The organism is Streptomyces sp. NPDC048057 (assembly GCF_040653095.1).
Lineage (GTDB): Bacteria > Actinomycetota > Actinomycetes > Streptomycetales > Streptomycetaceae > Streptomyces.
In genome coordinates this window covers 42,808-67,161 of record NZ_JBEZNF010000010.1, presented here as the reverse complement: position 1 = coordinate 67,161, position 24,354 = coordinate 42,808, and the positions used below count along the sequence as shown (strand labels likewise).

General features: G+C 68.6%; 32 protein-coding genes. 6 read left to right on the top strand and 26 right to left on the bottom strand.

The window, feature by feature from the left end; translation table 11 throughout:
* Positions 1 to 122: 122 nt before the first annotated feature.
* Positions 123 to 1,493, bottom strand: a complete 1,371-nt coding sequence (locus tag AB0E05_RS13840; RefSeq protein WP_361962746.1) for an FAD-dependent oxidoreductase — start codon at positions 1,491 to 1,493, stop codon at positions 123 to 125.
* Between the two features lie 96 nt (positions 1,494 to 1,589).
* The gene (locus AB0E05_RS13835) at positions 1,590 to 2,273 is read right to left on the bottom strand and encodes a DUF305 domain-containing protein (protein ID WP_361962744.1); all 684 of its coding nucleotides are present in this window, start codon (positions 2,271 to 2,273) and stop codon (positions 1,590 to 1,592) included.
* A 172-nt stretch (positions 2,274 to 2,445) separates the two neighbouring features.
* Here AB0E05_RS13835 and AB0E05_RS13830 point away from each other — a divergent pair, with 172 nt between their 5' ends.
* Positions 2,446 to 3,975, top strand: a complete 1,530-nt coding sequence (locus AB0E05_RS13830) for a hypothetical protein (RefSeq protein ID WP_361962742.1) — start codon at positions 2,446 to 2,448, stop codon at positions 3,973 to 3,975.
* Here AB0E05_RS13830 and AB0E05_RS13825 read toward each other — a convergent pair.
* The 4 genes from AB0E05_RS13825 to AB0E05_RS13810 all read right to left on the bottom strand — a co-directional run bounded on the left by AB0E05_RS13825 (position 3,972) and on the right by AB0E05_RS13810 (position 7,360).
* A complete protein-coding gene (locus AB0E05_RS13825) occupies positions 3,972 to 4,676 on the bottom strand; it encodes a helix-turn-helix domain-containing protein (RefSeq protein ID WP_361962740.1) in 705 nt (234 codons plus the stop codon). The genes AB0E05_RS13830 and AB0E05_RS13825 overlap by 4 nt on opposite strands.
* Before the next feature lie 197 nt (positions 4,677 to 4,873).
* Positions 4,874 to 5,497, bottom strand: coding sequence for a phosphatase PAP2 family protein (locus AB0E05_RS13820; protein ID WP_361962738.1), 624 nt, complete (start codon positions 5,495 to 5,497; stop codon positions 4,874 to 4,876).
* A 244-nt stretch (positions 5,498 to 5,741) separates the two neighbouring features.
* Positions 5,742 to 6,677, bottom strand: a complete 936-nt coding sequence (locus tag AB0E05_RS13815) for a M56 family metallopeptidase (protein WP_361962736.1) — start codon at positions 6,675 to 6,677, stop codon at positions 5,742 to 5,744.
* Positions 6,678 to 6,796: 119 nt separating this feature from the next.
* The gene (locus AB0E05_RS13810) at positions 6,797 to 7,360 is read right to left on the bottom strand and encodes a DUF5134 domain-containing protein (RefSeq protein ID WP_361962734.1); all 564 of its coding nucleotides are present in this window, start codon (positions 7,358 to 7,360) and stop codon (positions 6,797 to 6,799) included.
* 212 nt (positions 7,361 to 7,572) lie between these two features.
* On the opposite strand from AB0E05_RS13810, the gene AB0E05_RS13805 reads away from it, so the two are divergent.
* On the top strand, positions 7,573 to 8,124 hold the full coding sequence (locus AB0E05_RS13805; protein ID WP_361962732.1) for a GNAT family N-acetyltransferase: 552 nt from the start codon (positions 7,573 to 7,575) through the stop codon (positions 8,122 to 8,124).
* A gap of 35 nt (positions 8,125 to 8,159) precedes the next feature.
* Here AB0E05_RS13805 and AB0E05_RS13800 read toward each other — a convergent pair whose 3' ends face one another.
* Positions 8,160 to 8,843, bottom strand: coding sequence for a glycerophosphodiester phosphodiesterase family protein (locus tag AB0E05_RS13800; protein WP_361962729.1), 684 nt, complete (start codon positions 8,841 to 8,843; stop codon positions 8,160 to 8,162).
* Between the two features lie 296 nt (positions 8,844 to 9,139).
* Here AB0E05_RS13800 and AB0E05_RS13795 point away from each other — a divergent pair, with 296 nt between their 5' ends.
* Complete coding sequence (locus AB0E05_RS13795; protein WP_361962727.1) at positions 9,140 to 10,558, top strand: DUF6421 family protein; 1,419 nt, start codon at positions 9,140 to 9,142, stop codon at positions 10,556 to 10,558.
* 56 nt (positions 10,559 to 10,614) lie between these two features.
* Here AB0E05_RS13795 and AB0E05_RS13790 read toward each other — a convergent pair whose 3' ends face one another.
* The 3 genes from AB0E05_RS13790 to AB0E05_RS13780 form a co-directional block, all read right to left on the bottom strand.
* Complete coding sequence (locus tag AB0E05_RS13790) at positions 10,615 to 10,950, bottom strand: hypothetical protein (RefSeq protein ID WP_361962725.1); 336 nt, start codon at positions 10,948 to 10,950, stop codon at positions 10,615 to 10,617.
* A gap of 241 nt (positions 10,951 to 11,191) precedes the next feature.
* The gene (locus AB0E05_RS13785) at positions 11,192 to 11,422 is read right to left on the bottom strand and encodes a DUF397 domain-containing protein (protein WP_361962723.1); all 231 of its coding nucleotides are present in this window, start codon (positions 11,420 to 11,422) and stop codon (positions 11,192 to 11,194) included.
* Positions 11,423 to 11,726: 304 nt separating this feature from the next.
* Positions 11,727 to 12,077 carry a hypothetical protein gene (locus AB0E05_RS13780; RefSeq protein ID WP_361962721.1) on the bottom strand — a complete coding sequence of 117 codons (351 nt, stop codon included), beginning with the start codon at positions 12,075 to 12,077 and terminating at the stop codon, positions 11,727 to 11,729.
* Positions 12,078 to 12,266: 189 nt separating this feature from the next.
* Here AB0E05_RS13780 and AB0E05_RS13775 point away from each other — a divergent pair, with 189 nt between their 5' ends.
* Together AB0E05_RS13775 and AB0E05_RS13770 are read left to right on the top strand one after the other, a co-directional pair.
* Entirely contained in the window at positions 12,267 to 13,499 is a 1,233-nt protein-coding gene (locus tag AB0E05_RS13775) for a helix-turn-helix domain-containing protein (protein WP_361962719.1), read from the top strand.
* Positions 13,500 to 13,514: 15 nt separating this feature from the next.
* On the top strand, positions 13,515 to 13,877 hold the full coding sequence (locus AB0E05_RS13770; RefSeq protein ID WP_361962717.1) for a hypothetical protein: 363 nt from the start codon (positions 13,515 to 13,517) through the stop codon (positions 13,875 to 13,877).
* 61 nt (positions 13,878 to 13,938) lie between these two features.
* Here the strand turns inward: AB0E05_RS13770 and nrdJ are convergent, their stop codons facing one another.
* From nrdJ to AB0E05_RS13690, 16 genes are all read right to left on the bottom strand, one after another.
* Positions 13,939 to 16,023, bottom strand: coding sequence for a ribonucleoside-triphosphate reductase, adenosylcobalamin-dependent (nrdJ, locus tag AB0E05_RS13765; RefSeq protein WP_361962715.1), 2,085 nt, complete (start codon positions 16,021 to 16,023; stop codon positions 13,939 to 13,941).
* Positions 16,024 to 16,102: 79 nt separating this feature from the next.
* The gene (locus AB0E05_RS13760) at positions 16,103 to 16,477 is read right to left on the bottom strand and encodes a hypothetical protein (protein WP_361962713.1); all 375 of its coding nucleotides are present in this window, start codon (positions 16,475 to 16,477) and stop codon (positions 16,103 to 16,105) included.
* Entirely contained in the window at positions 16,474 to 16,860 is a 387-nt protein-coding gene (locus tag AB0E05_RS13755; RefSeq protein WP_361962711.1) for a hypothetical protein, read from the bottom strand. The genes AB0E05_RS13760 and AB0E05_RS13755 overlap by 4 nt, the downstream gene beginning before the upstream one ends.
* On the bottom strand, positions 16,861 to 17,208 hold the full coding sequence (locus tag AB0E05_RS13750; protein WP_361962709.1) for a hypothetical protein: 348 nt from the start codon (positions 17,206 to 17,208) through the stop codon (positions 16,861 to 16,863). It abuts the gene before it with no gap.
* Positions 17,205 to 17,576, bottom strand: coding sequence for a hypothetical protein (locus AB0E05_RS13745; RefSeq protein ID WP_361962707.1), 372 nt, complete (start codon positions 17,574 to 17,576; stop codon positions 17,205 to 17,207). The genes AB0E05_RS13750 and AB0E05_RS13745 overlap by 4 nt, the downstream gene beginning before the upstream one ends.
* Positions 17,573 to 18,244, bottom strand: a complete 672-nt coding sequence (locus AB0E05_RS13740; RefSeq protein ID WP_361962705.1) for a toprim domain-containing protein — start codon at positions 18,242 to 18,244, stop codon at positions 17,573 to 17,575. Before AB0E05_RS13740 ends, AB0E05_RS13745 begins: the two co-directional genes overlap by 4 nt.
* A 14-nt stretch (positions 18,245 to 18,258) precedes the next feature.
* Positions 18,259 to 18,687 (bottom strand): CHC2 zinc finger domain-containing protein, encoded by a 429-nt coding sequence (locus AB0E05_RS13735; RefSeq protein WP_361962703.1) that lies wholly within the window; start codon positions 18,685 to 18,687, stop codon positions 18,259 to 18,261.
* Positions 18,684 to 18,836, bottom strand: a complete 153-nt coding sequence (locus AB0E05_RS13730) for a hypothetical protein (RefSeq protein ID WP_361962701.1) — start codon at positions 18,834 to 18,836, stop codon at positions 18,684 to 18,686. Before AB0E05_RS13730 ends, AB0E05_RS13735 begins: the two co-directional genes overlap by 4 nt.
* Positions 18,833 to 19,210, bottom strand: coding sequence for a hypothetical protein (locus AB0E05_RS13725; RefSeq protein WP_361962699.1), 378 nt, complete (start codon positions 19,208 to 19,210; stop codon positions 18,833 to 18,835). Before AB0E05_RS13725 ends, AB0E05_RS13730 begins: the two co-directional genes overlap by 4 nt.
* Before the next feature lie 59 nt (positions 19,211 to 19,269).
* A complete protein-coding gene (locus AB0E05_RS13720) occupies positions 19,270 to 20,127 on the bottom strand; it encodes an AAA family ATPase (RefSeq protein ID WP_361962697.1) in 858 nt (285 codons plus the stop codon).
* A gap of 20 nt (positions 20,128 to 20,147) precedes the next feature.
* On the bottom strand, positions 20,148 to 20,549 hold the full coding sequence (locus AB0E05_RS13715) for a deaminase (protein WP_361962695.1): 402 nt from the start codon (positions 20,547 to 20,549) through the stop codon (positions 20,148 to 20,150).
* A gap of 72 nt (positions 20,550 to 20,621) precedes the next feature.
* The gene (locus tag AB0E05_RS13710; RefSeq protein ID WP_361962693.1) at positions 20,622 to 21,059 is read right to left on the bottom strand and encodes a hypothetical protein; all 438 of its coding nucleotides are present in this window, start codon (positions 21,057 to 21,059) and stop codon (positions 20,622 to 20,624) included.
* A gap of 64 nt (positions 21,060 to 21,123) precedes the next feature.
* Positions 21,124 to 21,618: a hypothetical protein gene (locus AB0E05_RS13705; RefSeq protein WP_361962691.1), complete on the bottom strand. Its 495-nt coding sequence runs from the start codon at positions 21,616 to 21,618 to the stop codon at positions 21,124 to 21,126.
* Positions 21,619 to 21,659: 41 nt separating this feature from the next.
* The gene (locus AB0E05_RS13700) at positions 21,660 to 22,634 is read right to left on the bottom strand and encodes a hypothetical protein (protein WP_361962689.1); all 975 of its coding nucleotides are present in this window, start codon (positions 22,632 to 22,634) and stop codon (positions 21,660 to 21,662) included.
* The gene (locus tag AB0E05_RS13695; protein WP_361962687.1) at positions 22,635 to 23,147 is read right to left on the bottom strand and encodes a hypothetical protein; all 513 of its coding nucleotides are present in this window, start codon (positions 23,145 to 23,147) and stop codon (positions 22,635 to 22,637) included.
* A gap of 198 nt (positions 23,148 to 23,345) precedes the next feature.
* Positions 23,346 to 23,804, bottom strand: coding sequence for a hypothetical protein (locus AB0E05_RS13690; protein WP_361962685.1), 459 nt, complete (start codon positions 23,802 to 23,804; stop codon positions 23,346 to 23,348).
* 123 nt (positions 23,805 to 23,927) lie between these two features.
* On the opposite strand from AB0E05_RS13690, the gene AB0E05_RS13685 reads away from it, so the two are divergent.
* The gene (locus AB0E05_RS13685) at positions 23,928 to 24,347 is read left to right on the top strand and encodes a hypothetical protein (RefSeq protein WP_361962683.1); all 420 of its coding nucleotides are present in this window, start codon (positions 23,928 to 23,930) and stop codon (positions 24,345 to 24,347) included.
* Positions 24,348 to 24,354 lie beyond the last annotated feature (7 nt).

Sequence of the window (24,354 nt, the reverse complement as noted above, 5' to 3'; positions counted from 1 at the left end):
CCTGCGGGCCCACGTCGTCGCAGGTCACAGCCATTGAACGGGAGCAGCCAAGCAGCTCCCGCCAGCACCGCGACCGCGCACCGTGACCACGCCTCGCGACCGTACGAGCCGTGCCGGGGCCGTCACCGCGTCGCCGCGTCCAGCAGCCCCGCCCAGTCCGGGATCTTCACCGACCCCCGCCCCAGCGACAGCCCGAGCGCCGACTCCGCCGCCTCGATGGCGAGCCAGCCGGGCCACTCGACGGGCCGGTGCCCGCCCGCGCGCAACTCCGCCAGCGGGTCGTCCGCCACCCGTCGCGCCGAGAGCGCCGGCGCGTCCTGGAGCAGGGAGGCCACCGTCTCCTTGGCGCACGGCCGGTTCGTCCCGATCACCCCGGTCGGCCCCCGCTTGATCCACCCCGCCACGTACTCGCCGGGTGACGGAGCACCGTCGCGCAGCACCCGTCCGGCCGCGTGCGGCATCGTCCCGCTGCGGTCGTCGAACGGCAGCCCGGGCAGTGCCACGCCGCGGTACCCGACGGCCCGCAGCACCAGCTGCGCCGGCACGTCCTCGTACGCCCCGGTGCCCCGCACGCCGCCGTCGCCGTCCGGCGCGGTCCGCTCGAACCGCACGGCCCCCACCCGTCCGCCGTCCGCGAGCAGCTCGACCGGGCGCAGGAAGAAGCGCACGTGGAGCCGTCGCACACCGTCTGCGGCCGCCGGTCTGTCGGGCGTCCGCTCGGCCCAGGTCCGTACGACGTCCAGATTCCGCCGGATCGCCGCCGGCAGCGCCGCAGCGGCGTCCGGTGACCCGTACGCCGGGTCCCGCGCCAGCTCCGCCGGGTCGACCACGACCTCCGCCGACGTCAGCGCGCCCAGCTCGCGCAGCTCCTTGGTGGTGAACTTGGCCTGCGAGGGGCCGCGGCGGCCCACCATGTGCACCTCGCGCACCCCGCTGGCCGCCAGCGCGCCGAGGGCGCCCTGCGGCACGTCCGTACGGTGCAGGTCGTCGGCCGCGCGCGCGAGGATCCGTGCCACGTCGACCGCCACGTTGCCGACCCCGATCACCACGGCGGAACGCGCCGCCAGCGCGGGCCCGGCGAAGTCGTGCGGCGCGTCGGGGTGCGCGCTGTACCAGGAGACGAAGTCGGTGGCCGAATGGCTGCCGGGCAGGTCCTCGCCGGGCACGCCGAGCCTGCGGTCACGGGCCGCGCCCACGCAGTACACGACCGCGTGGTACAGCTCCAGCAACCGCTGCGGCCCGAGCCCGTGCGCCCCCACCTCCACGTTCCCGAGGAAGCCGATCCGCTCGTCCTCCAGCACCCCGCGGAGGTTGTTCTGCAGGGACTTGATCTTCTCGTGGTCGGGCGCGACCCCGTACCGCACGAGCCCGTACGGGCAGGGCAGCCGGTCCAGGACGTGCACCCGCACGTCCGGGACCTGGCTCTGTCGGACGAGGTCCGAGGCCGCGTAGACCCCACTGGGTCCCGAGCCGACGACGGCGACGCGAAGCACGTGGGCGCTCCTTCCCGCGGGGAATTCCAGCATCCCACCGGGAAGGGGCCCTGAGGAGGTTCCGTGCGTGCGTCGTCACTCCGTCGCCGCGGTCCGTCACATCTTCTGCATCCGACCGATCTCGGCGGACTGCTGGGAGATCACGTCGTTCGCCATCTCCTGGACCAGGGTGTTGCGGCCGTCCGACAGGGCGTCGGCGGCCATGCTCACGGCCCCCTGGTGGTGGGTGATCATCAGCTTCAGGAAGAGTTCGTCGAACGCCGCGCCCTTCGCCGCCCGCAACTGGTCGAGCTGGGCTTCGGTGGCCATGCCGGGCATCGTCATCGCGCCGTGGTCGTGGCCGCCGTCCTTGGGCTTCTTGGCGGCGAACCGTTTCAGCCAGCCGTTCATCGCGTCGATCTCCGGCTTCTGGGCGGCGGAGATCCGGTCCGCCACGCCCTTGACCTGCGTGGAGGAAGCGCGCTCGGGCGCCAGCGCGGTCATGGTGAGCGCCTGGGCGTGGTGCTTGACCATCATCTCGGCGTACGCGAAGTCGGCGGCGTTCGGCGAGTCGTCCGGGACGGCCTTCGCGGCCTGTTCGGGGGTGAGCGTCTGAGCGGCCTCGCCGGGCTTGCCCGGCGCCACGACCGAGCCCTGCGCCGCGCTGGAGCGGGAGGCGTCGGCGTCGGAACCGGAGCCGGAATCGGAGTCGCAGGCGCTCAGGGCGAGGGCTGCGACCAGGGCCACGGCGGCCAGGGTGGCCGGCGCACGGGTGCCGGCGGTCGAGGGCTGGCGGAACACGGTGACCTCCTGGGGCACTTGGCTGAGAGCGACCGTTGTAAGCAGTTCCCCGGCAGGGAGATCAAAAACTTTCATGACGGGCGTGTTGCGCTCTATTGAAATGCGCATGCTAAGCAAGATACTTCCGTGGTGTGTGAACCGTTCGACCAGAACGGACACGAGGGAGGACGCAGTGACCCTGTTGCACACCACCCGAGCACGGCGCAGACGTCTGGGCGTGGCGGCAGCCGCGGCCGGCTTGTTCGCGACCCTGCTCACGGCTGCCCCGGCAGCCGCGATACCCGACCCCGGGGACGGTCCCGTCCAGCAGAAGGAGGTCACCTCGGGCCAGGAGGCCGAGGCCCGCACCGCCATCAAGAGCGGCGAGATACCCGGCGTGGACGAGATCGTCCGCAGCGACAACGTCGAACACCTCGCCAACATCCCCAAGGACGCCCTCAAGGGCACCAACTCCGACCTCGCGTTCCAGGGCAAGTACGCCTACGCGGGGAACTACGACGGCTTCCGGATCTTCGACATCTCCAACCCGAAGTCCCCGAAGACCGTCTCGCAGGTGTTGTGCCCCGGCTCCCAGAACGACATCTCCGTCTCCGGGAACCTGCTCTTCCTGTCCACCGACTCCTCCCGCAGCGACGACTCCTGCGCCAGCACGTCGCAGTCGGCGACGGTCAAGAACTCCTGGGAGGGCATGAAGGTCTTCGACATCAGCGACAAGCGCAACCCGAAGTACGTCGCCTCCGTCGAGACTCCGTGCGGCTCGCACACCCACACGCTGGTGCCCGAGCGCCGCAACGTCTACGTGTACGTCTCCTCGTACTCGCCGAACGCGGCCTTCCCGGACTGCCAGCCGCCGCACGACGGCATCTCCATCATCAAGGTGCCGCGCAAGGCGCCCGAGCAGGCCAAGATGATCGGCTTCCCGGTGCTCTTCCCGGGTGACGGCCCCGACGGCGGCGGCAACCCGGGCGGGCCCACCAACCCGGGCGTCTCCAAGACCACGGGCTGCCACGACATCACCGTGCTCCCCTCGAAGGACCTGGCGGCCGGCGCCTGCATGGGCGACGGCATCCTGTTCTCCATCAAGGATCCGGAGCGGCCGAAGGTCATCGACCAGGTCCAGGACAACGTGAACTTCGCGTTCTGGCACTCGGCGACCTTCAACCAGGACACCAACAAGATCGTCTTCACGGACGAGCTCGGTGGCGGCGGCGCGGCGACCTGCAACGCGGAGATCGGCCCCAACCGCGGTGCCAACGGCATCTACGACCTCGTCGGCAAGGGCGACAAGCGCAAGCTCGTCTTCCGCAGCTACTACAAGATCCCGCGCCACCAGGCCGACACCGAGAACTGCGTGGCGCACAACGGCTCGATCATCCCGGTCAAGGGCCGCGACATCATGGTCCAGTCGTGGTACCAGGGCGGGGTGTCCTTCTGGGACTTCACCGACTCGTCGAAGCCCAAGGAGATCGGCTACTTCGAGCGCGGCCCCATCTCCGTCACCGACTTCATCGGGGGCGGGACCTGGTCCGCGTACTACTACAACGGATACGTCTACTCGAACGACATGGTGAAGGGCCTGGACGTCCTGAAGATCAATGACAGGCGCACGGACCCGGCGAAGCGGGTGTGGCTGGACGAGCTGAACGTCCAGACGCAGCCGGACTACTTCGACCGTGACGACGACGAGGACGACGACGACTAGCGCGTCTGACGTGCCTGACGCGGCGGGGGAGTCTGACTCCTGAGCCGGCCCTGCGGGGTCGGCCCCGCGCCGAGGACGGTCAGCGGATGTTCCGCCGGGTGGCTGGCACCACCCGGCGGAACGCCGAGCTGCCAGTCCAGCCCGTACGCCCGGAACAGGTCCGCCCGTAGCAACTCGCAGCGCATCGGGGCGCCGGGCAGCACGATCGCGAAGACGGCCCCCATCAGCCGGGCGCGCAGCATCGGGTAGTCCACCTCGACCGCGTCCGAGCCGTACCGCTGCACCGCTTCGCCCAGCAGGGCGGCCAGCCGCTGCTGTTCGGGGCACTGCACGAAGCCCTCCGCCTGGAGGACCCCCGACATGTGCGCACGCATCAGCACGGGCCGGTCCACGCCGAGGCCGAGGACGGCGTCGATCGCCCGGGCGAGGACCTCCCGGCCGTCGTCCGACTGCGGCTCGCGGTTGATCGCCTCCTCCAGCGTGCGGTGCATCAACCGGTGGACGGCGGACTGCAACAGCTGGCGCTTGCCCGGGAAGTAGTACGAGACGAGGCCGCGCGCCGAGCCGGCCCGGTCCGCGATGTCGGCGAGGGTCGTGGTGTCGTAGCCCCGCTCGTCGACCAACTCCACCGTCGCCTGGAGCAGTCGGTCCCGGGAACGCCGGCGAAGCTCTTCATTGACCGATGGGCTCCGCGGGGACATGCTTGACTCCTGCGTTGACTGGCTCTGAGCCAATATACTCAGCGCAGGCCCCCGTGCGACCGTGAGGTCGCCTCGACGGGGGTGTCGACCGGACCGGGCGACGCGGGGGATCGCCCGGTCCGGAAGACGCGCCAGCAGTCAAGGACGAGGCGCGAGGGAATCGAAGTCGGCGCGTTCTCGACGTTCCCGAAGCACCGTCAGGGAGCCGCGTCCCGGCCCGCCCGGCGCTCCATCCGTGCGTACCCGGCGATCGACAGCGCCACCCAGCCGGCCCCCAGCAACCAGCCGCCGAGCACGTCCGTGGGCCAGTGGACCCCCAGGTAGAGCCGGGTCGCCCCCACCCCGAGGACCGACACGACCGCGACCGTCACGCACACGAACCACCAGGCGCCGCGCAGCCCGTGGCGCCACAGCAGCCACAGCAGCAGACCGCAGACGACGGTCGCCACCATCGCGTGGCCGGACGGGAAGGCCGCGTAGTGCGCCGAGTCGACGGGGTCCGGCCACTGCGGGCGCTCGCGGCCCACCGCCGCCTTCAGGGACTGCTGGATGACGGACCCGAGCGCGACCGTTCCGGCCACCCACAGGCCCAGCAGCCACTCGCGCCGCCACCACAGCCACAGCACGGCCACCGCGATGAGGATGCGCATCGTCCACGGGTCCCAGACCCAGTCCGACAGGATCCGGTTCGCCCGGACGAGGTCGGGCTCGGTGACCGCCCTGCGGTGCAGGGCCCGTGCGATCGACCGGTCGAAGGACATCAGGGGGGACCAGGCGACGGCGACCAGCCAGAGCAGGACGCCCGACAGCAGTGCCAACACCAGTCCGAGTGCGGCCGGCCGTCCTAAGGAGAGCCGCCGGCCACCGCCGGCGGGAGGGGGCGGCGGGGATTCAGGGGATACGGGAGGCCCGTGCGATCCCGGGGGCCCCGGAGGACCGGGGGTCCCAGGAGACCCGGGAGAAGGGTTATGCGGGGGATGCATGAAGCCGATCTTCCCCGCTGGCCGCGCCCCGGGCCATCCCCGTGCAGGACCGGTGTGGCGCGGTGTCGGGCGGTGCGAAGGGTCAGCCCAGTGCCCGCAGCGCGGGGACGAACGCCACGAGCACCGGTACCACCGGCACCAGCGCTGCCGCCGCGGTCAGCCGCAGCCGATGCAGCGGCGCCAGCCGCGGCGTGGCCGCCAGCAGGCGGTGCACCCGCTGCGGCACGTGGTCGTGCTGCGGCGGACAGGGCCCGAACGCCCCGCGCTCCTCGTTCAGTTCGACCAGGGCGAGGGCGATCGTCAGCCGCCCGAAGCGCTTGGACGCCACGTCGTCGGCGGCCAACTCCACCAGCCGGTGCATCTCGTCGCGGAACGCGGCGAACACCGGAACCTGGGGAAAGCCGTTGGCCAGGGCGCCCGAGCTGTGCAGCAGCCAGTCGTGCCGGGCGCGGGCGTGCCCCTGTTCGTGCGCCAGCACCGCATCGAGCTGACGCCCCTTCAGTCGGCGCAACGCGGCCGTCGTGATGACCAGTTGGGGCGTGGTGCCCGGCAGCCACCAGGCGCCCGGACGGGCGCCCTCCAGCACCACGAGCCGTTCGCCGTCGGTCTGCTCGCCCGGCATCAGCGGGGCCCGCACCAACAACTCCTGCCGACGGCGTCGGCGCTGCCCCCGGGCGATGCGCACCTCGCGCGTCAGCATCGCCAGCGACCACAGCCCGCCGAAGGCCAGGACGACCGCGAGACCGGCGGCCCAGGGTCCGTCCGTGCCCAGCGCGTACGCCTCCACCACGCCCTGCGGCGCGGGCGCGAAGACGTGTCCCCGCACGAGCTGCCACGCCGCGGCGGCGCTGAAGGTCATCGACAGCGCGAACGAGAGCAGCACCGCCGCCACCACGCACTGCCACACCCACAAGGCCACGATCGGTTCTCGCTCCGACCAATCTGCGCGCGACACCAGACGGGGCGCCGCCACAGCGGCCAGCGCGCCGAGCAACAGCAGCACGAGGGGGACCAGCATGCCAACAGCCTATGAGTGCCGTACCACCTGCGGATATGATCTCGCCCGCCATGTGACGTACGCCACGGTTTCGCGTTCGGCGCCCGGGACCCGATCGGGCCGTCCGGTGTCCGTGCGCCTCACAGCGCGGCCAACATCGCGAGCATCCCGAGCCCCATCGCCAGCCGGCATGCCGGCAACAGCTCCGGCAGGGGTGTGGCCGCCGGCGGGGCCCCCGCACGGGCCGGGACCAGCCGGATCCCCGAACGCACCACGTACACCGCGTAGTACGCCAGCAGCGCGCCCGTCAGCAGCGGCATCCCGGCCGAGGCGGCAGCCTCGGCGGGCGCGTGCCCGCCGTGTCCCGTCGCCCCGCCGCCGGGCCGGGCCATCGCCACCGCCATGTACGCCATCGCGAGCGATCCGACGAGGTGGTGCAGATGGTGGGCGCCGCGCCGGGCCGCCCATAAGGACGCCAGTGCCGCGCACCCGAAGACCGCCGCGTACCCCGTCCAGGTCCAACGCGGCAGCGTCAGGACGGCGGCGGGCACGGCCATCACGGCCATCCCCAACCCCATCAGAGCTTCGTCACCCGCGGCCCGCCGGGCGTCCCCGGAGCACCTCCGCAACCGCAGCAGGCAGTACGCACCGGTGATCCCGCCGAGCGCGACGAGCAGCCAACCGGGCAGCACGGGTCCGTGCACGACGTCTCCCCCCTCGTGACGGTGTCGAACGCGACCGCGTCGAAGGTGCGATGCCCGCGGGAGCCGGAGCGCACCCGAGCGCACAGGGGTGCACGGGGGGTGTGCAGGGGAGTGCACCACCGCGCCGCGCCCCCTCGGGTCCACGACGTAGTCTGTGCGGCGGCCCGTGCCCGACGGCCGGGAACCCGCCGCCGAGAGGAAGAGCGACCGCCATGAGCAGCGCACCGCCCCGGAACACCGCGCACCTCACCTTCCGTGACGCGCGGGAGGAGGACGTGCCGGCGCTGGTCGCGCTGGTCCAGTCCGCCTACCGGGGCGAGGAGAGCCGGCTCGGCTGGTCGTCCGAGGCCGATCTGGTCGGCGGCATCCGCATCGACGCGGACGGCGTCCGCAGCATCATCGGGGCTCCCGGGAGCCGGCTCGTCGTGGTGGCCGACGGCGGCGAGACGATCTGCTGCTTCCAGCTCGAACGCCGCGGGGAGTGGGCGTACTTCGGCCTCTTCGCGGTGCGCCCGGGGCTCCAGGGCGCCGGTGTCGGCCGGCACGTGATCGGCGCGGCCGAAGAGATGGCCCGGGCGGAGTGGGCCGCCCGCGAGGTGCGGATGACGGTGATCGCGCAGCGGGTGGAGCTGATCGCCTGGTACGAGCGGTGCGGATACCGCCGTACCGGACGGCTGTCGCCCTTCCCGTACGGCGACGAGCGCGTGGGCACCCCGCTGCGCGACGACCTGGTCTTCGAGGAACTGGTCAAGGCGTTGGGCTGACGCACCGGTGCGGTCCGGCTACGAGGGCGGGCGGATCACGCCGTGAAGCGGCCGGTGCGCCGGATCTCGGGGAAGTCGGTGGTGACCCCGTCCAGTTCGAGCGCGCGCGCCAGCTTCAGCTGCTCCTGGGTGTTCACCACCCAGCCGATCACCCGCAGCCCTTCCTCGTGCGCCCGCTCCGTGGTCTCCAGGGTGAGCCGGCGGATGTTCAGGGCGAGCCAGTCGGCGCCCACGGCGGTCGCCCGGTCCACGACGTCCTGGCCCCAGCGGCTGGCGATCAGCACGGTCCGCACCCCCGGCACCAGGGCGGCGATCTCGGCCACGGCGTCGTCGTGGAAGGAGGAGACCGTCACCCGCCCGGCGAGGTCGTTGCGGAGCATCACGTCGGCGAGCGCCTGCGCCGCCGCCACGTCCTTGATCTCCGCCTGGAGGGGCGCCTTGACCGCCCCCAGGACCTCCTCGAAGACGGGCACCCGCTCGCCGCGGCCGGCGTCGAGGCCGCGCAGCTCCGCCAGGGTTTTTTCGGCCACCGGGCCGGACCCGTCGGTCGTGCGGTCCACGTCGGCGTCGTGCATGACGACGAGCGCGCCGTCCTTGCTCAGGTGGAGGTCGAGTTCGATGGCGTCCATGCCGGTGCGTTCCGCCCGGATGAAGGAGCGCAGGGTGTTCTCCGGCTCGACGCCCATGACCCCGCGATGACCGATGGTGAGGAAAGTCAAGATTCTCTCGCTTCCGTCGACGGCGGCTCCCGCGCGGCAGCCTGACGACGCCGCCCGGCAAGGCGCAGCCTAACCGTCCGTCGCCGCGTGGGAACCGTGTCTGCGCCCACCTCTGGGTCAGACCGCTCCTGTGGGTGATCCGACCGGGGGAAGAGCGTGTTCCCACCCATGCGGACCGTAAACCTTCCTGCGATCAAGGGGGTGAGGCAGGATAATTTCCGTAGGGGTCACTTGTCCGGAAGAACGCCACATGGATACGGTGTCTTGACGCAAGGTTCTCCTGTGGAGGAAGTGACATGACGGAAATTCTTGTGAAGGGCGCAGACGCGGCCGCCATATCCACCGCCCAGTCGGTTGCCGAGCACTCGGCGTGGCCGAGGCTCAAGAATGCCGTCGAGGAGATCCGGCCCTGGCAGTCCGCGGACGGCTCGATCGACTTCGACGCCGAGGGCGCGCCCACCCGGGCCGCCGCCGAAGCCGCCGTCGAGCGGGTCGTCGCGGCCGTCGAGGAGCTGTCGCCGCTGCTGCCGCACGGCGCCGCGTACCACCGGGCGCTCGTCGCGGACCTGCGCGCCTGGGCCGACGGTGCCTTCGGCGTACCGGACTTCCTGGACTCGCTGCTCGCCTTCCACCCCGCGGCCAACCGGGTCGACGGCCTCCAGCACCTGGTCGTCTTCCCCATGTACACCCAGAACGGCAACCCGGACCGCAATCTGGAAGCCGTCGTCCTGCGCATGGTGTGGCCCGAGTGGCTGGCCGAGCTGGAGCGCACCCGCTACGACAACCCCCTCTTCTGCGGCATCACCTTCGAGGACTTCACCGCCGGTTACGACACCAACTCCGCGGTCCTCTTCCCGGAGACGATCGCCGTGCGCGAGGCCCCCGAGCGCTTCACCTGGGGCGGCATCTTCTGCGACCGCGAGGCCGCCCGCTTCCGCGCCGTCACCACCGCGGCCGTCGACGTCCTCGGTCTGGAGCTGCCCGAGGACATCCGCGCCATGGTCGAGGACCAGCAGCGCTGCCAGGAGGCCTTCGTGCTGTGGGACATGGTCCACGACCGCACCCACAGCCACGGCGACCTGCCCTTCGACCCCTTCATGATCAAGCAGCGCCAGCCCTTCTGGATGTACGGCCTGGAGGAGCTGCGCTGCGACCTGACCGCCTTCAAGGCGGCCGTGCAGCTGGAGGCCGACGGCGTTGCGCAGGGGCGCGACGTGCAGTACGCGGTCCTCTTCGACCGCATGTTCCGCTTCCCGGTCACCGGCGAGCGGGTGCGCAACTACGACGGCCTCGGCGGCCAGCTCCTCTTCGCCTACCTCCACCAGCACGACGTGGTGCGCTGGACCGACAACACCCTGAAGATCGACTGGGAGCGCGCACCGCAGGTCACCAACCAGCTCTGCGCCGAGATCGAGAAGCTCTACCGCGACGGCATCGACCGACCCAAGCTGGTCCACTGGTTCGCCGCGTACGAGCTGGTCTCCACCTACCTCGCCCCGCACCCGGGCTCCCGCTGGGCCAAGGGCCCCGACGCCCTGGACCTGTCGCAGCCGCCGCGCAAGCTCGTGGACGACGTGCTTCCCGACGAGTTTCCGCTCAGCATGTTCTATGAGGCCCTGGGCAAGAAGCTCAAGAAGGTGATCGCCTCCACCAAGGGGATTCGTGCGTCCTCTTCAGGTTTCACCTTTGAGATCGGCGCCTCCAAGACCGCCTGACCTGGGCAAACGAAAGGCCCCTGCCTCACAGCAGGGGCCTTTCGTCACGTGCGATGTCAGGTGAGCGGGCACCCGAGATCAGAGTGGTGTCGATTCGGGCAGCACACCAGGCTGAGCGAAACGATGTTGCCCGGCCGGTTGTAGTACACCCAGCTCACGTCCACGCCGACGGGGAGGACATCCAGCGCGTACTCCCGTCTCGTGTCCAGGCTCGCGTACGCCTGACGGCCGTCCTCGCGCTCCATCGGGGGATGGTCGAGGAAGTGCTTGACCAGCCAGTCGACAGCCGCTGCGACATCCGTCCAGGTGCGCTCGCGGGCCGCCTGGCCCCGCTTCATCAACCAGTGCCCGGTCATCATGGGCGGCAGGGTCGAGGTGGGAAACTCGGCCATCACTTCGCGGTACCTCTGAAGAACGCGGATGGCCACCTTGTCCTCGTCGGAGGCTGGAGGCGCTGGGGGGTCAGGATGCGGAGGCCGTCGATCGCCTTCCTGGTGGTAGCTGCCGGGCGACCCGATCCACGGACCGTAGCCGTGGAAGTGTCCTGTCCAGCTCATGCGCGCCTTCCGAACGGGGAGGGCGGGCCGCCCTCATGCGCGTAGGGCGACCCGCAGGTTGGGGGTGTGGCAGACGTCAGGCGGCGAGACCGCGGCTCTTCACCCAACCGACGGCGAAGCCGTCGAGCTCGGCCGTGGTGAACCGCAGTTCCTTGCCGGCGCCCTCGGGCTTGGAGTCGCGGATCACGTACGAGTCGGCGGCGCCGGGAATCGCGGCGAAGTCGACGCAGCCCTCGGTGCAGGGCCCGCCGCAGAAGCTCGTCGGCTCGACGCCGTCCGTCGGCAGGCTGTAGATGTTGCCGTCCATTGGGTGGTCCTTCCTGGTGCGACGCTGCGGAGAAGCGCTCTCCGCGCCGTAGTGCACTTGCAGCCCGCTCCAGCCCAGCCTTCCTGACCCAGGCTGGAGCGGGCGTTTGGTTCCGCCCCCGAGGGTTGTTGGCCGTGGGGGAACGACCAGGGAGTCACCTCGGGGGCGGAAGTTCGGTAGACCGCCGCGAACTACATGGGGTGCCGTGATCAGTGGTCCTTCAGGCCGGCAAGGATTCCTGCCGCGAGAGCAGCCACGAGTCCGAGCAGAGCGATCACGTAGATGACCTGCTGCGTCTTGGGGCTCATGCCGCGCCGGACCCGTTCCTCTCGGTGTAGATCCACAGCAGGCGCCGGGTCGCTTCGGCGACTTCGCGCATGAAGAAGTAGGCCGTGAAAGCCGGGGCCTCCAGGGTGGGTCGGTTCTTCATGTCGATCAGCGAATACGCCTTGCGAAACTGCTGCAAGACCAGTGCGTCGTCGTCAGCGCCCAGGTCTTCGCCGAGGAGCAGTTGCAGGTGCCCGATCAAGGCCGGGATCTTGGCCGCAATGTCGGCGCGGGTGGACGTGCCGAGCCTCGCGGCGAGGGCGGCGTCGACACTGTCCTGGATCAGCTCCACGTCGATCGGGGCGTCACTCTCGGTCGACGCTGTCACTTCGAATCTGCTCGTCTCAGCCTTCACAGCGTGTCCCTCACTGACTGACGGCGGTTTCACCGGATGGAAGCCAGCGTTCCGCGTGAATGACGTGCGGACCACGGCGTTCGTGGGTCAGTGTTGGGACATCTTTGGGACAAGGGCGGGTACCGAGGTTGAGAGCAGCGAGAGTCGGGGAAGGGGGCGCGCATGAGCATCGCCGACAGGCGTAGGGCTCAAGGCTTCACCCAAGAGGGGTTTGCCTTCGCGGTAGGCGTCGATCGGCGCACCGTAGGCCGATGGGAGACGGGCAAATCCAGCCCTCAGCCTCCGCAGCGGCCCAGGGTCGCCGAGGTGCTACAGATGGACCTCGACGAACTCGATGCGTTGCTTACTTCAACAGGGGCGCGGCCGAAGCCCGTACGGTCAGCGCCGAGTGCCTACTACGGCTCAGGGGACCCAGACGAGATGATCCGACGCGAGTTTCTGCGCCTCATGGCGCTGTCTGGCGTGATTGCTGCCATACCTGATGACGAGGCGGAGGCCCTGGAAGGCAGCGGCGACGACTTTGGGCGTATGAACGGTCACCTGTGGCAGGTCTACCAACTCGCCCGCACCAAGGGCTCGGTGTACCCAGTAGTACAGTCTCAGCTCACCGCATTGAACGATGCACTGCGCGAGGGGCGAGCCCAGGCGGGGACGCTCTGCTTCGCGGCCGGCGACCTGTTTCAGTTGGCGGGCGAGCTGGCCTTCGACGCCAATCGATACCACGATGCTGCCGCCTCGTACTCGCTCGCGGCCAGCGCGAGTAAGGAAATCGGCGCCTACGACCTGTGGTCGTGCGCCCTGATCCGGAGCGCCTACGTAGACCTTTCCGAGCGTCGTTACCGACGCGCTGCCGACACCCTTGGGTTCGCGCGTCGCATCGCCCTACGCGGGGACGGCAGCCTTGCGACGAGGCACTGGGCGGCAGCCGTGCAGGCTGAGGCGTTCGCCTGGCTCGGCGACTTCGGAGCCTGCGAGGAGGCCCTGGATGAGGCCGAGAAGGTGGCCAGCCTCAGCGGCCAGGGGTCGAACGGCAGATGGCTGCGCTTCGACGGCTCACGCTTGGCGGAGGAGCGAGGCGCCCGGTACTTGCAGCTCAACCGGCTCGACCTGGCCGAGACCGCGTTGAAGGACGCGCTGACGCTCGCTCCCCTGGCCGCTGGCCACTCCTTCCGCCGCCGCGGTGCGGTACTCGTCGACCTGGCCGCCATCGGCGCCAAGCGTAGGGACTCGGAGCAGGTCATGCAGTACGGGCTCGAAGCCCTGCGGCTGGCACGGATCTCTGGGTCCGGATACGTCGCCCGTAGACTCCGGGCCATGACCGTCGAGCTGGGCAACTTGGGGCGTGACCGGCACATCGCCGAGTTGAAGGCTGAGATCGGCACCCTGGCGGCATGACGAGAAGGGGATGGCATGACGATTGAGGGCGCGCGGGTCTTCCGTGAGGCGTGGATCGCTGGAGTGCACAGGCATTTCCCTGGCCAGCCGAAGTCGAGCTACGTGACCCCATGGGGGGACACGCCCGAATGGGAGCGCGAGGCTGCCGGCGTCGTGTACGAGCAGGTACGTCAGTTCCTCGAACTGAGCGGTGGCCACGCTTCTCGCCTGTCTCGCGAACAGAAGGGTCGGTTCGTCGCGACGTGCTGGACGGCGCAGATGTTCAAGCACTTCGAGAACCCGAAGCCCGGGTATGTGGCCGACTGGCCGGCCCTGCCGGACTGGCAGAGGGAGACGGACGCGGACATTTTCGAGGCCGTCGAGGACAGCCTGAAGTAAGGGAGCCCCAAGCGCACGAAAGACCCCCCAGCCGCGAGGCCAGGGGGTCTTCGTCATGCAGTCAGCGCACCGGGCAGGCGCCCGTGCTGCACTCCTCGTCCGTCGAGTCCTCGACCGAGGTCACCCCGTACTCGGCGAACTCCTCCGCGGTCAGCCGCTCGTACGGGGCCTGCTCGCGCGTCCCGTCCGGCATCAGGGTGGTGCCCTTCAGGTCCGGTAGCCAGCCGGCGATGATGCCGGCGGCCTCCTCGACGGTGTACTTGCCCTCGGGGAAGTTCGCGGTGAAGCTGACCGCATTGTCGGCGTACTCGCCCTGGTACATGGCCTGGAGGGCGAGCATCCGGTCCAGGTCGATCTCGTCCGCAGCCTCCACGATCCCCGGGTCGTAGCCCATCGCCTCGACCTCGGCGACCAGCTTCTCCTTCGTCGGGTAGGCCACGACGTAGGTGTTGCCGCTCTGGTCGTAGATGCAGGGCTCGACCTTGAAGCCGTCGAACTCCGCCTTGGCAACCGTCGCGGCCTGGGCTGGGTCGGTCATTGAGAAGCGGACGCGGCGAAGGAAGTGCCGGGCGTAGATCGGGTGGATGCCCTCGCTCACGCCGGGGAGCTTCGCGATCGAGCCAGTCGGCGCGATGGTCGTCACCTTCACCGGCTCCGGGATGCGGAGCTTGAAGGCGTAGGCGCGAGCCTCGTCGCGCACCTGGCCTTGCAGGCTGAACAGGTAGTCGCGGAAGGTCTGGTTGGACGGGGCCTCCGAGTAGCGGATGCCCTGCTTCGCGAGGAAGCCCTGCACTCCGAGGTGGCCGACGCCGATGCGGCGATTGGCCGCCAGGCGCTTGGCCTGCTCCGCGTCGGTCACGTCGCCGTAGGTGGCGCGCATCAGGAAGCGAGTCATCAGCCGGTGAGCCTGGTCAAGGGCGATGTAGTCGACCTCCCCGCCCTTCTCCTTCGGAGCGAAGTAGTCCAGGTTCACGTGCCCCAGGTTGCAGTTCTCGGCCGACTCCAGGGCGATCTCGCCGCACGGGTTGGTCGCGATGACCTCGCCGACCTCACCCTCGTTCGAGTACGAGCTGTTCCAGTAGCCGGGCTCGCCGTTCCGCAGCATCCCGGCGATGACCGCCTCATGGACGGCGGTCGCCTCGACGTGCGCCTCACGGTCGGTCTGGTCGCGCAGTGCCTTGATGAAGCGGTCGTCGATCTCGATTGAGATGTTCGTCGTCCAGTGCTTCAAGCCGTCGATCTTGCACGTCAGGAAGTCGTGGATGAACGGGTCGTCCCACTTGCAGATGGCCATGCGGGCAGAGCGGCGGACGCCGCCAGAGACGACGCACTCGGCGATGGCGTGGTCGATCTCCATCGCCTCGGTCGGGGTCAGATACGGCTCTACGCCCCATTCGCCGACCTCAGAGGCTGAGTGCGAGAGGATGCGCCCGACTTCGGCCAGCATTCGAGCGAAGGGGCCGGGCCCGCTCGCCGTGCCGCCGAACGTCTTCAGGCGCGAGCCCTTGCAGCGCACGCGGGACACGTCGTACACGCGCTGCTTGTGCTTGACCTCGCCGTCGGTCATGAAGGTGTCGATCAGGTCGACGAGAGCGTCAGCCCAGCCCTCACGGGAGTCTTCGACTTCGAAGGCGCCAGCCCAGTCGGAGTCGTACTCGGTCGACAGCAGGCCGGCCGCCTTCATCTCGGCGTAGTCCTGGTGCATCGGGTCGCAGACGACGTGCACTTCGAGCTCGCGCCGTGGGGCGCCGTACGGCTGGAGGTACTTCGAGCTGTAGTTGCCGCCGACCCCGCCGCCTTCCATCAGCCGCATGTAGGTGAACTCGAAGTGCCGGCTGAGCTTGTCGCCCCAGGGCGCGACGTGGCAGTTGAACAGGTACTGGCGGCCCTTGACGCCGGTCGCCCACAGGTGTCGGCCTGCGGGAATGATGGCGAACACGTCCATGAAGGAGACGAGCTCGTCGTATTCGTCCTTCGCCGCCCGCGGCCACGCGTCCATGTCGGCGCCGTGGACGAGGGCGAGGTTGCCGCGAGCGACGCGGCGGACAGTGTCGGGCCAGGTCTCCTTCGAGCCGTCGGGCAGCGTGCGGGAGTAGGTGCGGTTGTAGACGAGCTCGCCGGTCGGGCCGAAGGGGGCATTGCTCACTGGGTAATTCCTCCTGAAGTTCGTCGGGCCTTTCACTGCCTCAAGCCGGCAGCCCCTGAGGACTGCCGGCTGGCTACACTTACACAGGTCGGCCGGTCAGCTCGCCGAGTACGACGATCACCCGCTTCAGCGTCCCTGCGCTGTACGCGGCGAGGTCGGACAGCAGTTTCACCTGCGCGACCGTCTCCTCGGCTGTGGGTGCCGGATTCGCGAAGTAGGCCAGGGACAGGCCGATCCGCTCGTTCAGGTACGGAAGCGCAACGTCGACCTCGGCTCGCAGGCCATCAAGCAGGGCTCGCTTGGCCTTGCCGGCGATCTCTTCCGCTGTGTACGGGCGGGAGTAGATGACGCCCGCGCTGTCCGCACGCACATCGCGCCAGAAGTACAGCTCGCGTTCATCGTCGTGGTAGTCAAAGCGATTCCCGGTCATGCCCGCGGGCGGTGCCTGGCTCACGCGGCGTCCTCCAGTTGGTCGTAACCGTCGATGTACCGCTCGCCGTTCAGGTGGGCAGCGAGCTTGCCCACTCCTCGCTCACACCGGTACGAGACCGCGCGCTGCGTCACCCCCTGGAAGCCGGCGATCATGTCCTGAGTGCAGTCGAGGTGGTAGCGCATGTAGAGGGCTTGCTTTTCCTCCAGAGAGAGCGGCCCGACCCTCCATGCAGTGCTCACGTCGGCGAGGTGCACGAGGAAGTCGGAGCCCTTCTTCTTGTCGACGTGCCCCTTGGGCATGTCGGGGTCGGGGCGCTGGTCGTTCTTCATGCCGTATGCGGCGTCCGGATCGAAGATGGCGGCCAGCATCCGTTCGACGATCGCTCGGTTGTAGCCTCCCGCCATTCAGGCCACCTTGGGGTTGAAGGACTCCAGGGCCGCCTCGTAGGACTGCCCCTTGGATCGGTGCTTCGCCGCGGTGAGGGTCCTGTCGCGAAGCCTCTGCCACAGCCAGTTGTGCAGCACGCCCGGACTGACAGACAGGGCCTCGCGCGCCTGCCGGTGCCGGGTGGCCAGGAGAACCAAGCACTCCTGGTGCGCGTCGTCGCGCTCCAGCGTGAGGCCGTACCGCTCGGCCGCCTTGAGGGCGACGACCTCGGCGACGCCGATCACGCCCTCCTCGGAGAGGATCGACCAGTCGGCGGAAGCCTCCTCGACGGTGTTGTACGCGTTGGTGATCTCGATCAGGTTCACTGGGTGACTGCCTCCTTCACGGGCGCACCCCCGTCCTCGTCCAGCTTGCTGACGGCGACGAGTGCCGCAGCGGCAAGCTGGACGAGGGCGTACCGACGCTCGGCGGGATTCAGGGCGGCCAGGGCCTCGAAGCCCAGGGACAGGACCAGCCCGTCGAGGGAGCCGTGGTCGGCGAAGTGGCGGCCCCAGGCGGCAGCGCGGCGGTCGTACTGCTCGGCGCGACCAGCCTCAACGGGCCTCACCTCCAGCTCGGCGTGGTTCTTGAGCTCGGCCTTCAGGGCGGTAAGGAGCTGCGCCGTCGGGTCGGGTCGGCGGGTGGCCTTCTTCGGAGTGGCCTTGGTTTCGGTGCTCGTCTCGTCGTCGCTCATGCTGCGGTCTCCAGGTCCTTTCGGTAGAGGGAGAGAACGTGCTCGGCGCCGTGCGCCAGGTAGGTGTCCGTGACGTCCGCGCGCAGGCGTACGGCCTTGGCGGTGCGCAGGGCCCGCGTGATCTTGCCGGTGAGTTCGGCGCCCGCGTCGTCGGGGTCGGCCCAGGTCCACACGCGGTTGAAGCCGGCGAGCATCCGCCGGTGCCGGCCGAACCACATGTTGGCCCCGGGGATGGCGACCGCGCACAGGCCGAGCTTGGTCAGGATGATCGCGTCGAGCTCGCCCTCGGTGACGTGGATCTCCTCGCCCGCGCGGTGGACGGCCCCGACGTTGAACGCCCTGGGGATGTCGTCCTTGATCGTGTTGTACTTGCCGTGGAAGTAGTCCCGGTGGTTGTGCTCGCTCAGGCAGCGAAAGCGCACGGTGAGGGGCTGTCCGTCGCGTCCGAGGTAGGGGATGGCAAGCATCCCGCGGTACTTCTCGTGGCCCGGTGCCGGGTCGACGACGATCCCGAGCCTGAAGGCCAGGGCCTCCTCCCGCCCGATACCCCGATCCATCAGGTACTTCGCGGCCTCGGGGGTCACGTGCGCCTGGTAGGCGCTGACCGCCTCCTCCAGCATCTCCTTCTGGGACGTCGAGAGCGGCGTGAGCGGTTCGTGCTCGGCCAAGCTGGTTCTCCTCCTTACTTCCTCTTCCAGGCCGGCACGTAGCCGTCTCCGGACTTGCGGCCGGGCGTCTTGCCCGGCGCCTTACGGCCGCCTCCGTAGCGGCTCGTGTAGCTCGTCTCCTTGGCGACCGCGCCTTCCTCCAGGCCGTGTTTCTTGGCGTACGCCTTGGCCTGTTTGAAGTCGATCGCCTTGTCGAGCTGCATGTCGTGGTACTTCTCGATCAAGGTGAAGCTGTCCCCGCCATTCCCGCAGGAGTGGCAGTTCCACAGGCCCTCGTCGAGCCGGTAGGACATCGAGGGAGTGTTGTCGTCGTGCAGGGGGCACTTCGCCATACCGGTGTTGCGCTGGTTGAAGTCCACGTCGAAGTGGTGCATGACCGAGTCGAGCAGGGGCTTGCTGTCGGACCCTTCGCCTCGGTCGGAGTCGATCCGGTGGAACCTCACGGATGCGTCACCCCCAGGTGCTCTTCGACGGCGAGGATCAGGTCGTAGTCGGACTCGGGGTCCCCGAAGTAGGCGGCGAAAGCCAGGGCGATGTCCCAGACCTCCGCCCAGATCGCGAGCCGGGACTCCACCAGCTCGTCACCCGTCACTGCGGGTCCAGCCCGAGGTAGTCCTCGACGGTCGTGAGAACGAACGCCTGGCGCCAGTTCTTTCCGCGCCGCTTCACGACCACGACCGACTCGACGTCCTCCAGGTCCAGGCCCCGGTGCTTGGCGAAATTCTCCCGCTCGACGATCGCCTCACCGAGGAAGACGCCGGGCTCGAACTTCGCGTTCTTCGCCTCGATCACCAAGTACTTGCCGTCGCCCTCGCGGATGACCAGGTCGCCCTCATCCTCGGCGCCTGCCAGGCGAAGGGACTCGACGTCGAACCCCTCGCTCCGCAGTCCCTCGCGCAGGTCGGCCTCCCACTGCGCGCCGACTCGCTTGTTGCGCTTGTTCCTCGCCGCAATGCTGCTGCTCAACTTTCACACCACCTCTCGGCAAGCCGGACAGATGTCCAACATCTCGCTACAGTTACACATCAAGATCCGAGCGACAGGGCCACCTTCGTCGGCGACCACTCCTCAGCCGGCTTCTCCTTCACGGCCTGGATGATCTGCCGCACCTCCGCCTTGCGGAAGCGGGTGTACTCCGGCTCGCAGATCATCGTGGCGTATCGGCCGGCAGTCGGATCGCAGGGGCCCATTCGTTGCTTGATGCACGCCACGTTGTATGCCAGCGACGTCGGGTCCAGGGCCACCGAAAGCGAGAGCTCGGGCTTCTCGGACAGGCCGCCCTTGACCTGGTCGCGGGACGGAGGGGCCCAGGGGTTCGTCTTGGCCTCCCATGCCTTGTCGCTGGCATGGTGCAGGATCAGCACCGTGGCGCCCGTGTGGCGGGCCAGCTCGGTGCAGGACTGCATGACCGCCATCTGCTCGGTGTAGTCGGACTCGGCGCCCTCGAAGTCCATCAGGTTGTCGAACACGATCACCTGCGGGTACGCGTCCCACAGCTCGACGTACGCCTCCAACTCCTCGTCCACCGAGCGCCAGGTGATGGGCGAGCCGAACGAGAACGTGATCTTCGAGGCGGCGAGCGCGTCGATGTACGCCTGCCTGTACTTGCCGCCCTCCGCCATGCCGGCCTCGACCATCTCGGTCGTGTCCCGCGTGGCCATCGAGGCAAGCCGGCTGGACGCCGTGAAGGCGCTCATGTCGGCGGAAAAATACAGAGTCGGCAGGTTCATCTGCGCCACCCAGAACAGGGCGAAGCCCGACTTCTGCGTGCCGCTTCGGCCGGCGATCATCACCACTTCGCCATGCCTGGGCTTCACGCCCATGGCGTACAGGTCGGCGAACGCCTCCACGCGGGGGAGCTCCCGACCGCTTGCGGCGTGCAAGGCGAGGGACCTTCCGGGAGTCAGCACGAGGCGCCCCCCTTTCCGATGACGACGACGCGGCCGATGCCGGCCGAAGTGATCAGGGTGGTGCAGGCGGTGCAGGGCTTCCGGGTCACGTACAGCGTGGAGCCGGGCAGCTCGAAGGGGTTCGAGTGGTAGATGGCGTTCGCCTCAGCGTGGACCGCCGAGCAGTTCGCGTAGTCGGTGTCCGCGGCCAGCTCGGCGTATTCGAGGCGCCCGCGGGGGCAGTTGCCCGCGGAGGCGCAACCGGGGATGCCGGCCGGCAGGCCGTTGTAGCCAACGGCGAGAATGCGATGTGTTCGGCTGAGCAGGACGGCTCCCACCTGGGAGCGCGTGCAGTCCGCTCGGGTCGAGACCGTAAGGGCGATCTCCGACGCCCATTCGTCCCATGTCGGCCTCACTGGACCTCCTCTCTGCCCGTAGGTGCGGGCTCATCGACCCCCTTCGATTGCAGCGACACTTACACAGTCAGGTCAGTCGAAGTCCGGGGCAGCCGCCAGAGCGGCCTCCGTCTGCTCCTCGCGCTTCTTGGCGTACGCGATCACCGCGTTTCGGACGGCCGCGTCGGTGAGCGGACGCCAGACCCAGGCCGGGCGCTGGCCGGGCTTGGTCGGGGGTATCTGGTCGAGGGTGACGATCGTGGCGCCACCGACGATGGTCTCCAGGTCGCGGGCGAGGATGGTCTGCTCGATCCTCTGGCCCTTGGTGACCTGCGGAGTACCGGACGCGAGCGCGGCCTGGTCCTGGAAGACGGTGATGTCCGCGAGGATGCTGTCCTTCGGGCCGTTCGGGGTGGGGCGCTGGCGCTCGAAGCTGTGGACCTCCAGAAGGATCGCGACCGCGCTCTGGTTGTCCGTCGGCTTGAACCAGCCGCTTCCCTGAACCGGGATGTCGATGAGGTTGAGAGCCACTGTGTCTGATCTCCTTCGTTCTGCGGTTGCGGTGCGATGTGAGTTGAGGTGCTGCTGACGGGCGCTACGCGCCCGCGGTCTGGAGCGCCTTGCCCTTCGCCTTCCACGCCGCCATCACGGCGGCATCGGCGAAGGCTGCCTGGTTGCCGGCCCACAACCTCTTCAGGCCGTCGACCGTGGTCTGCCGCTCAATCTCCCCGAGGATGTAGGCGTTCGGGTTCTCCCTCTTCGACTCTGCGACACTTGCACTGCCGGGCCAGGGTTCGCCAGACTGGGCAGCCGAGGCAGCCTCCCACGGGTCGTCGCTCGGCTTGGCCGGCTCGACGGCGGTCTCCTCGACCACCGTCGCTCCGAGCGCCGTCGCGATCAGGCCCTTACCGTGCGCGATCTGGGTCGCGTTCGTAACGATGCTGCTCAGGCTGAGGCCGGCCTGCGTCGCCGGGTCCATGCCGAAGAACTCCATGACGTCGGCCCTGATCTCCCCGGCTGTCCCCCGGAAGACCGCCCACGTCGCGTCGTGGCCCTTGTCGTACTTGATCGTGACGCTGATCTCGCTCACTGGTTGGTGTGCCCCTCTCTCGCTGCGATGTCGCTACACTTTCACACTTTGCCCGACGGGTCAAGCCTGTTCTCGGCGGTCCGGGTTACAAACGGCAGCATCGCGCCCTTCGTGGACCGAGCCTGTCGAACCGTGAGTGCAAGTTGAGCCAGTGCCCACCCGATGTTCAGGTCGACCCAGTACAAGTTACACACTCCCTCGCCCTGTGGCAAGTGGACGACGATGCCCCAGTCCTGGCGTACGAGAGGCAATGGCGAGTAAGCCGCTGCCGCCTGCTCCGCCGTGAACTTCGTCTTCTTCCACGCGGCGAACGCCTTCTTGTCGTCCTTGTCCGGCGCGGGGAAGTGGGTGTGGTCGTACAGCTTGCCGCGCGAGTACACCGCGAGCTGCGACGCCATCTTGAGCTTGCCGTACTCGATGTTGCCGGTCTTCGTGTCCGTGATGAAGTTGCCGGCGATCGGCTTGCCGTCCGGGCCAGGGCCCTCGTAGTACGCCAGCCGGTCGAACGTCCCGCCCACTCCGAGCTCGTCCACGATGACGAACTGCTCGACAGCCACCACCTTCAGGGGTGCGGTCGCCATCATGTACGCGGCCATGTCGTCGAGATCCTGACCCGAGATGGTCCTGGGTAGCGGCTCCCCGCGGTCGACGTACTCGGAGAGGTCGTGCAGGTAGGTACCGCGTCGGCTCTTCTCGTTGGCGCCTGCGGCATCCTCAGCCTGCTTGGCGAGGGCGTTGAGCTGCCTCTTGCCGACCGGGTCCTCGGGGTCCAGCTCGCGCACCTTGGAAGTCAGGTCTGGGCGCCTGGTCGCGCCGATCAAGACGTTGCGGGTCTTCCAGTCGACGAGGGCCGACTTGTCCTCGATGCAGTCGATGAATGTGGTGGTCCGGGTGTACCCCTTCGGAGTGCCGCCGCCACTGGGGACGACGAGTGGCCGTCCCCAACCATCACGGGGGACTGCTTCGTTGGGGTGCAAGGGCTTGGCCTGAGGAAGGTCGATCAGATTCAGTACCACTCACTGTCCTTTCGTCGAGGTGTCGACCGGCGTCTGGTTCAGAGGTGCGTGACGTTCCGCCTGGTCCTTGCTGTGAGGGAAGTGATCGAAGTGCAGAGGGCTCGGCAGAAACAGGGCCACGACCGAGGCGGCGACGGCGATGGTCAGCGGTCCGCGCCTGATTGGCTGGCGCCTGCTCTCCTGAGAGCTGGCGAGTGCGTCGACAGCCTGCTCGGTCATGGCCAGGTAGATGCGTACGGTGCCGTCTTCAAGGATCTCGGGCTCGCACTCGTCGGAGTCCATCGGCTCCAAGCCGCACGCTCTCGCCTGCGCGAGGACGGTCCTCATGGTGACCGGCGAGTGCCCCGGCTTGGCGTCGATGTGGTAGTCCTCGTCGTCGTAGTCCACCCTCAGCGTGATCAGCCCGCCCGGGGGAGTGAATTCGCCCTTGCCCTGCCAGTCGTCCAGTCCCGCCCCCGAGAGAATTTTCACTACCCGACCCCCTTCTGTGCAAGTGTCGCTGTCGTCACCCATCGTGCATGATCCTTCAACGGGGTGTCAAGCAAATGCTCACTGGATCTTCACGATCTGGAAGGTCCGACTCCGGTGTCGCCTGGATGGTTGCATACGCGCTCGAAAAGATTTGCGATTTTCGACTGGCCCCTTACTCTGGGCATGACAAAACCCCCCGTAAGTCCAGTGCGGGGGGCTTTGTCGCCTACGCCTTCAGTCTTACTCCTTGTCCGCGTTCGGGCGTACTGTCGTTTTTTTCGCTGGCCGATGGATGATGTCGTCATCCTCGGGCTGTCGGAGTACGTAGTGAAAACCCTCCTCCGTGTCGGGGTCGTAGTGCACCACGGCATTCTCTTCTTCCAGCATCTGTTTCCAGGCCGTCAGTCGGGCCTGGTCAGCCGGAGTGACGGGGCTGCCGGCGCGTTGTCGGGCCTCGGTTCGGAGCATCACCAGGGGGTAGGCCCAACGGTGCTCCTCTTTGACGAACCAGGGGATCAGTTCGTCATCCCGCACGATGCGGCGATCGAGACCCCGGCGGCGGCGGAAGTTCCCCCACATTGAGGGGACGGTGTCAATGCCGTACTTCTCCTTGTACTTGTCGATCATCCACTGGTACGTGCGTCCCTCTTCGAACCAACGGATGACCTCGCCTTCATCCTGGATCTTGCGCGCTCCCATGGGACTCCTTACTGCGCGGTATGACCTTGGGGCGGCCAGCAACACTTCCACACTACTGCACGTCGGCCAATGTGTGCACGGGTATCGTGGATGTCACATCAAGATGCACACCGGGAGGGTCGCATGAAGCTCCAGGTCGAAGTCCTCGCCTGCGACGTCGACAAGAAGTTCCCCGCCAAGACGTACACCGTCACGGCGAGCGATGGTCGCAGCATCTCAGCGGATCTGTGTGCGGAACACGCGGCTCCGTTCGAACAGTTGCTGGAGGAGGCCACAAGCACGGAATCGGCGGACGGCCTGAAGCCCGACCCTGAGCGCCGGGAAACGGAGGAGGGGGGGCTCGACGAGAAGAAGACTGAGGTTGCCCCCCAGCCCGAGCCGGCGCCCGCGGCGCCGAAGCAGACGTCCAGGCGGACCGCCACCAAGAAGGTCGCAGCCAAGAAGACGGCTACCAAGAAGGCGTCGGCCAAGAAGGCGACACCTTCACGGCGACGCCCAAGGATCACGTCCCTGGAAGAGATCGAGGCTCGAAAGCAGGGCTGAGACGAGA

Excerpts from the sequence above, each read along its gene's own strand:
- AB0E05_RS13755 (WP_361962711.1), bottom strand. The coding sequence starts at position 16,860 with ATGGCGGGAGGCTACAACCGAGCGATCGTCGAACGGATGCTGGCCGCC.
- AB0E05_RS13775 (WP_361962719.1), top strand. The coding sequence starts at position 12,267 with ATGAGCATCGCCGACAGGCGTAGGGCTCAAGGCTTCACCCAAGAGGGG.
- AB0E05_RS13685 (WP_361962683.1), top strand. The coding sequence starts at position 23,928 with ATGAAGCTCCAGGTCGAAGTCCTCGCCTGCGACGTCGACAAGAAGTTC.
- AB0E05_RS13805 (WP_361962732.1), top strand. The coding sequence starts at position 7,573 with ATGAGCAGCGCACCGCCCCGGAACACCGCGCACCTCACCTTCCGTGAC.
- AB0E05_RS13695 (WP_361962687.1), bottom strand. The coding sequence starts at position 23,147 with ATGGGTGACGACAGCGACACTTGCACAGAAGGGGGTCGGGTAGTGAAA.
- AB0E05_RS13790 (WP_361962725.1), bottom strand. The coding sequence starts at position 10,950 with ATGGCCGAGTTTCCCACCTCGACCCTGCCGCCCATGATGACCGGGCAC.
- AB0E05_RS13785 (WP_361962723.1), bottom strand. The coding sequence starts at position 11,422 with ATGGACGGCAACATCTACAGCCTGCCGACGGACGGCGTCGAGCCGACG.
- AB0E05_RS13770 (WP_361962717.1), top strand. The coding sequence starts at position 13,515 with ATGACGATTGAGGGCGCGCGGGTCTTCCGTGAGGCGTGGATCGCTGGA.
- AB0E05_RS13690 (WP_361962685.1), bottom strand. The coding sequence starts at position 23,804 with ATGGGAGCGCGCAAGATCCAGGATGAAGGCGAGGTCATCCGTTGGTTC.
- AB0E05_RS13825 (WP_361962740.1), bottom strand. The coding sequence starts at position 4,676 with ATGTCCCCGCGGAGCCCATCGGTCAATGAAGAGCTTCGCCGGCGTTCC.
- AB0E05_RS13745 (WP_361962707.1), bottom strand. The coding sequence starts at position 17,576 with ATGAGCGACGACGAGACGAGCACCGAAACCAAGGCCACTCCGAAGAAG.
- AB0E05_RS13795 (WP_361962727.1), top strand. The coding sequence starts at position 9,140 with ATGACGGAAATTCTTGTGAAGGGCGCAGACGCGGCCGCCATATCCACC.
- AB0E05_RS13815 (WP_361962736.1), bottom strand. The coding sequence starts at position 6,677 with ATGCTGGTCCCCCTCGTGCTGCTGTTGCTCGGCGCGCTGGCCGCTGTG.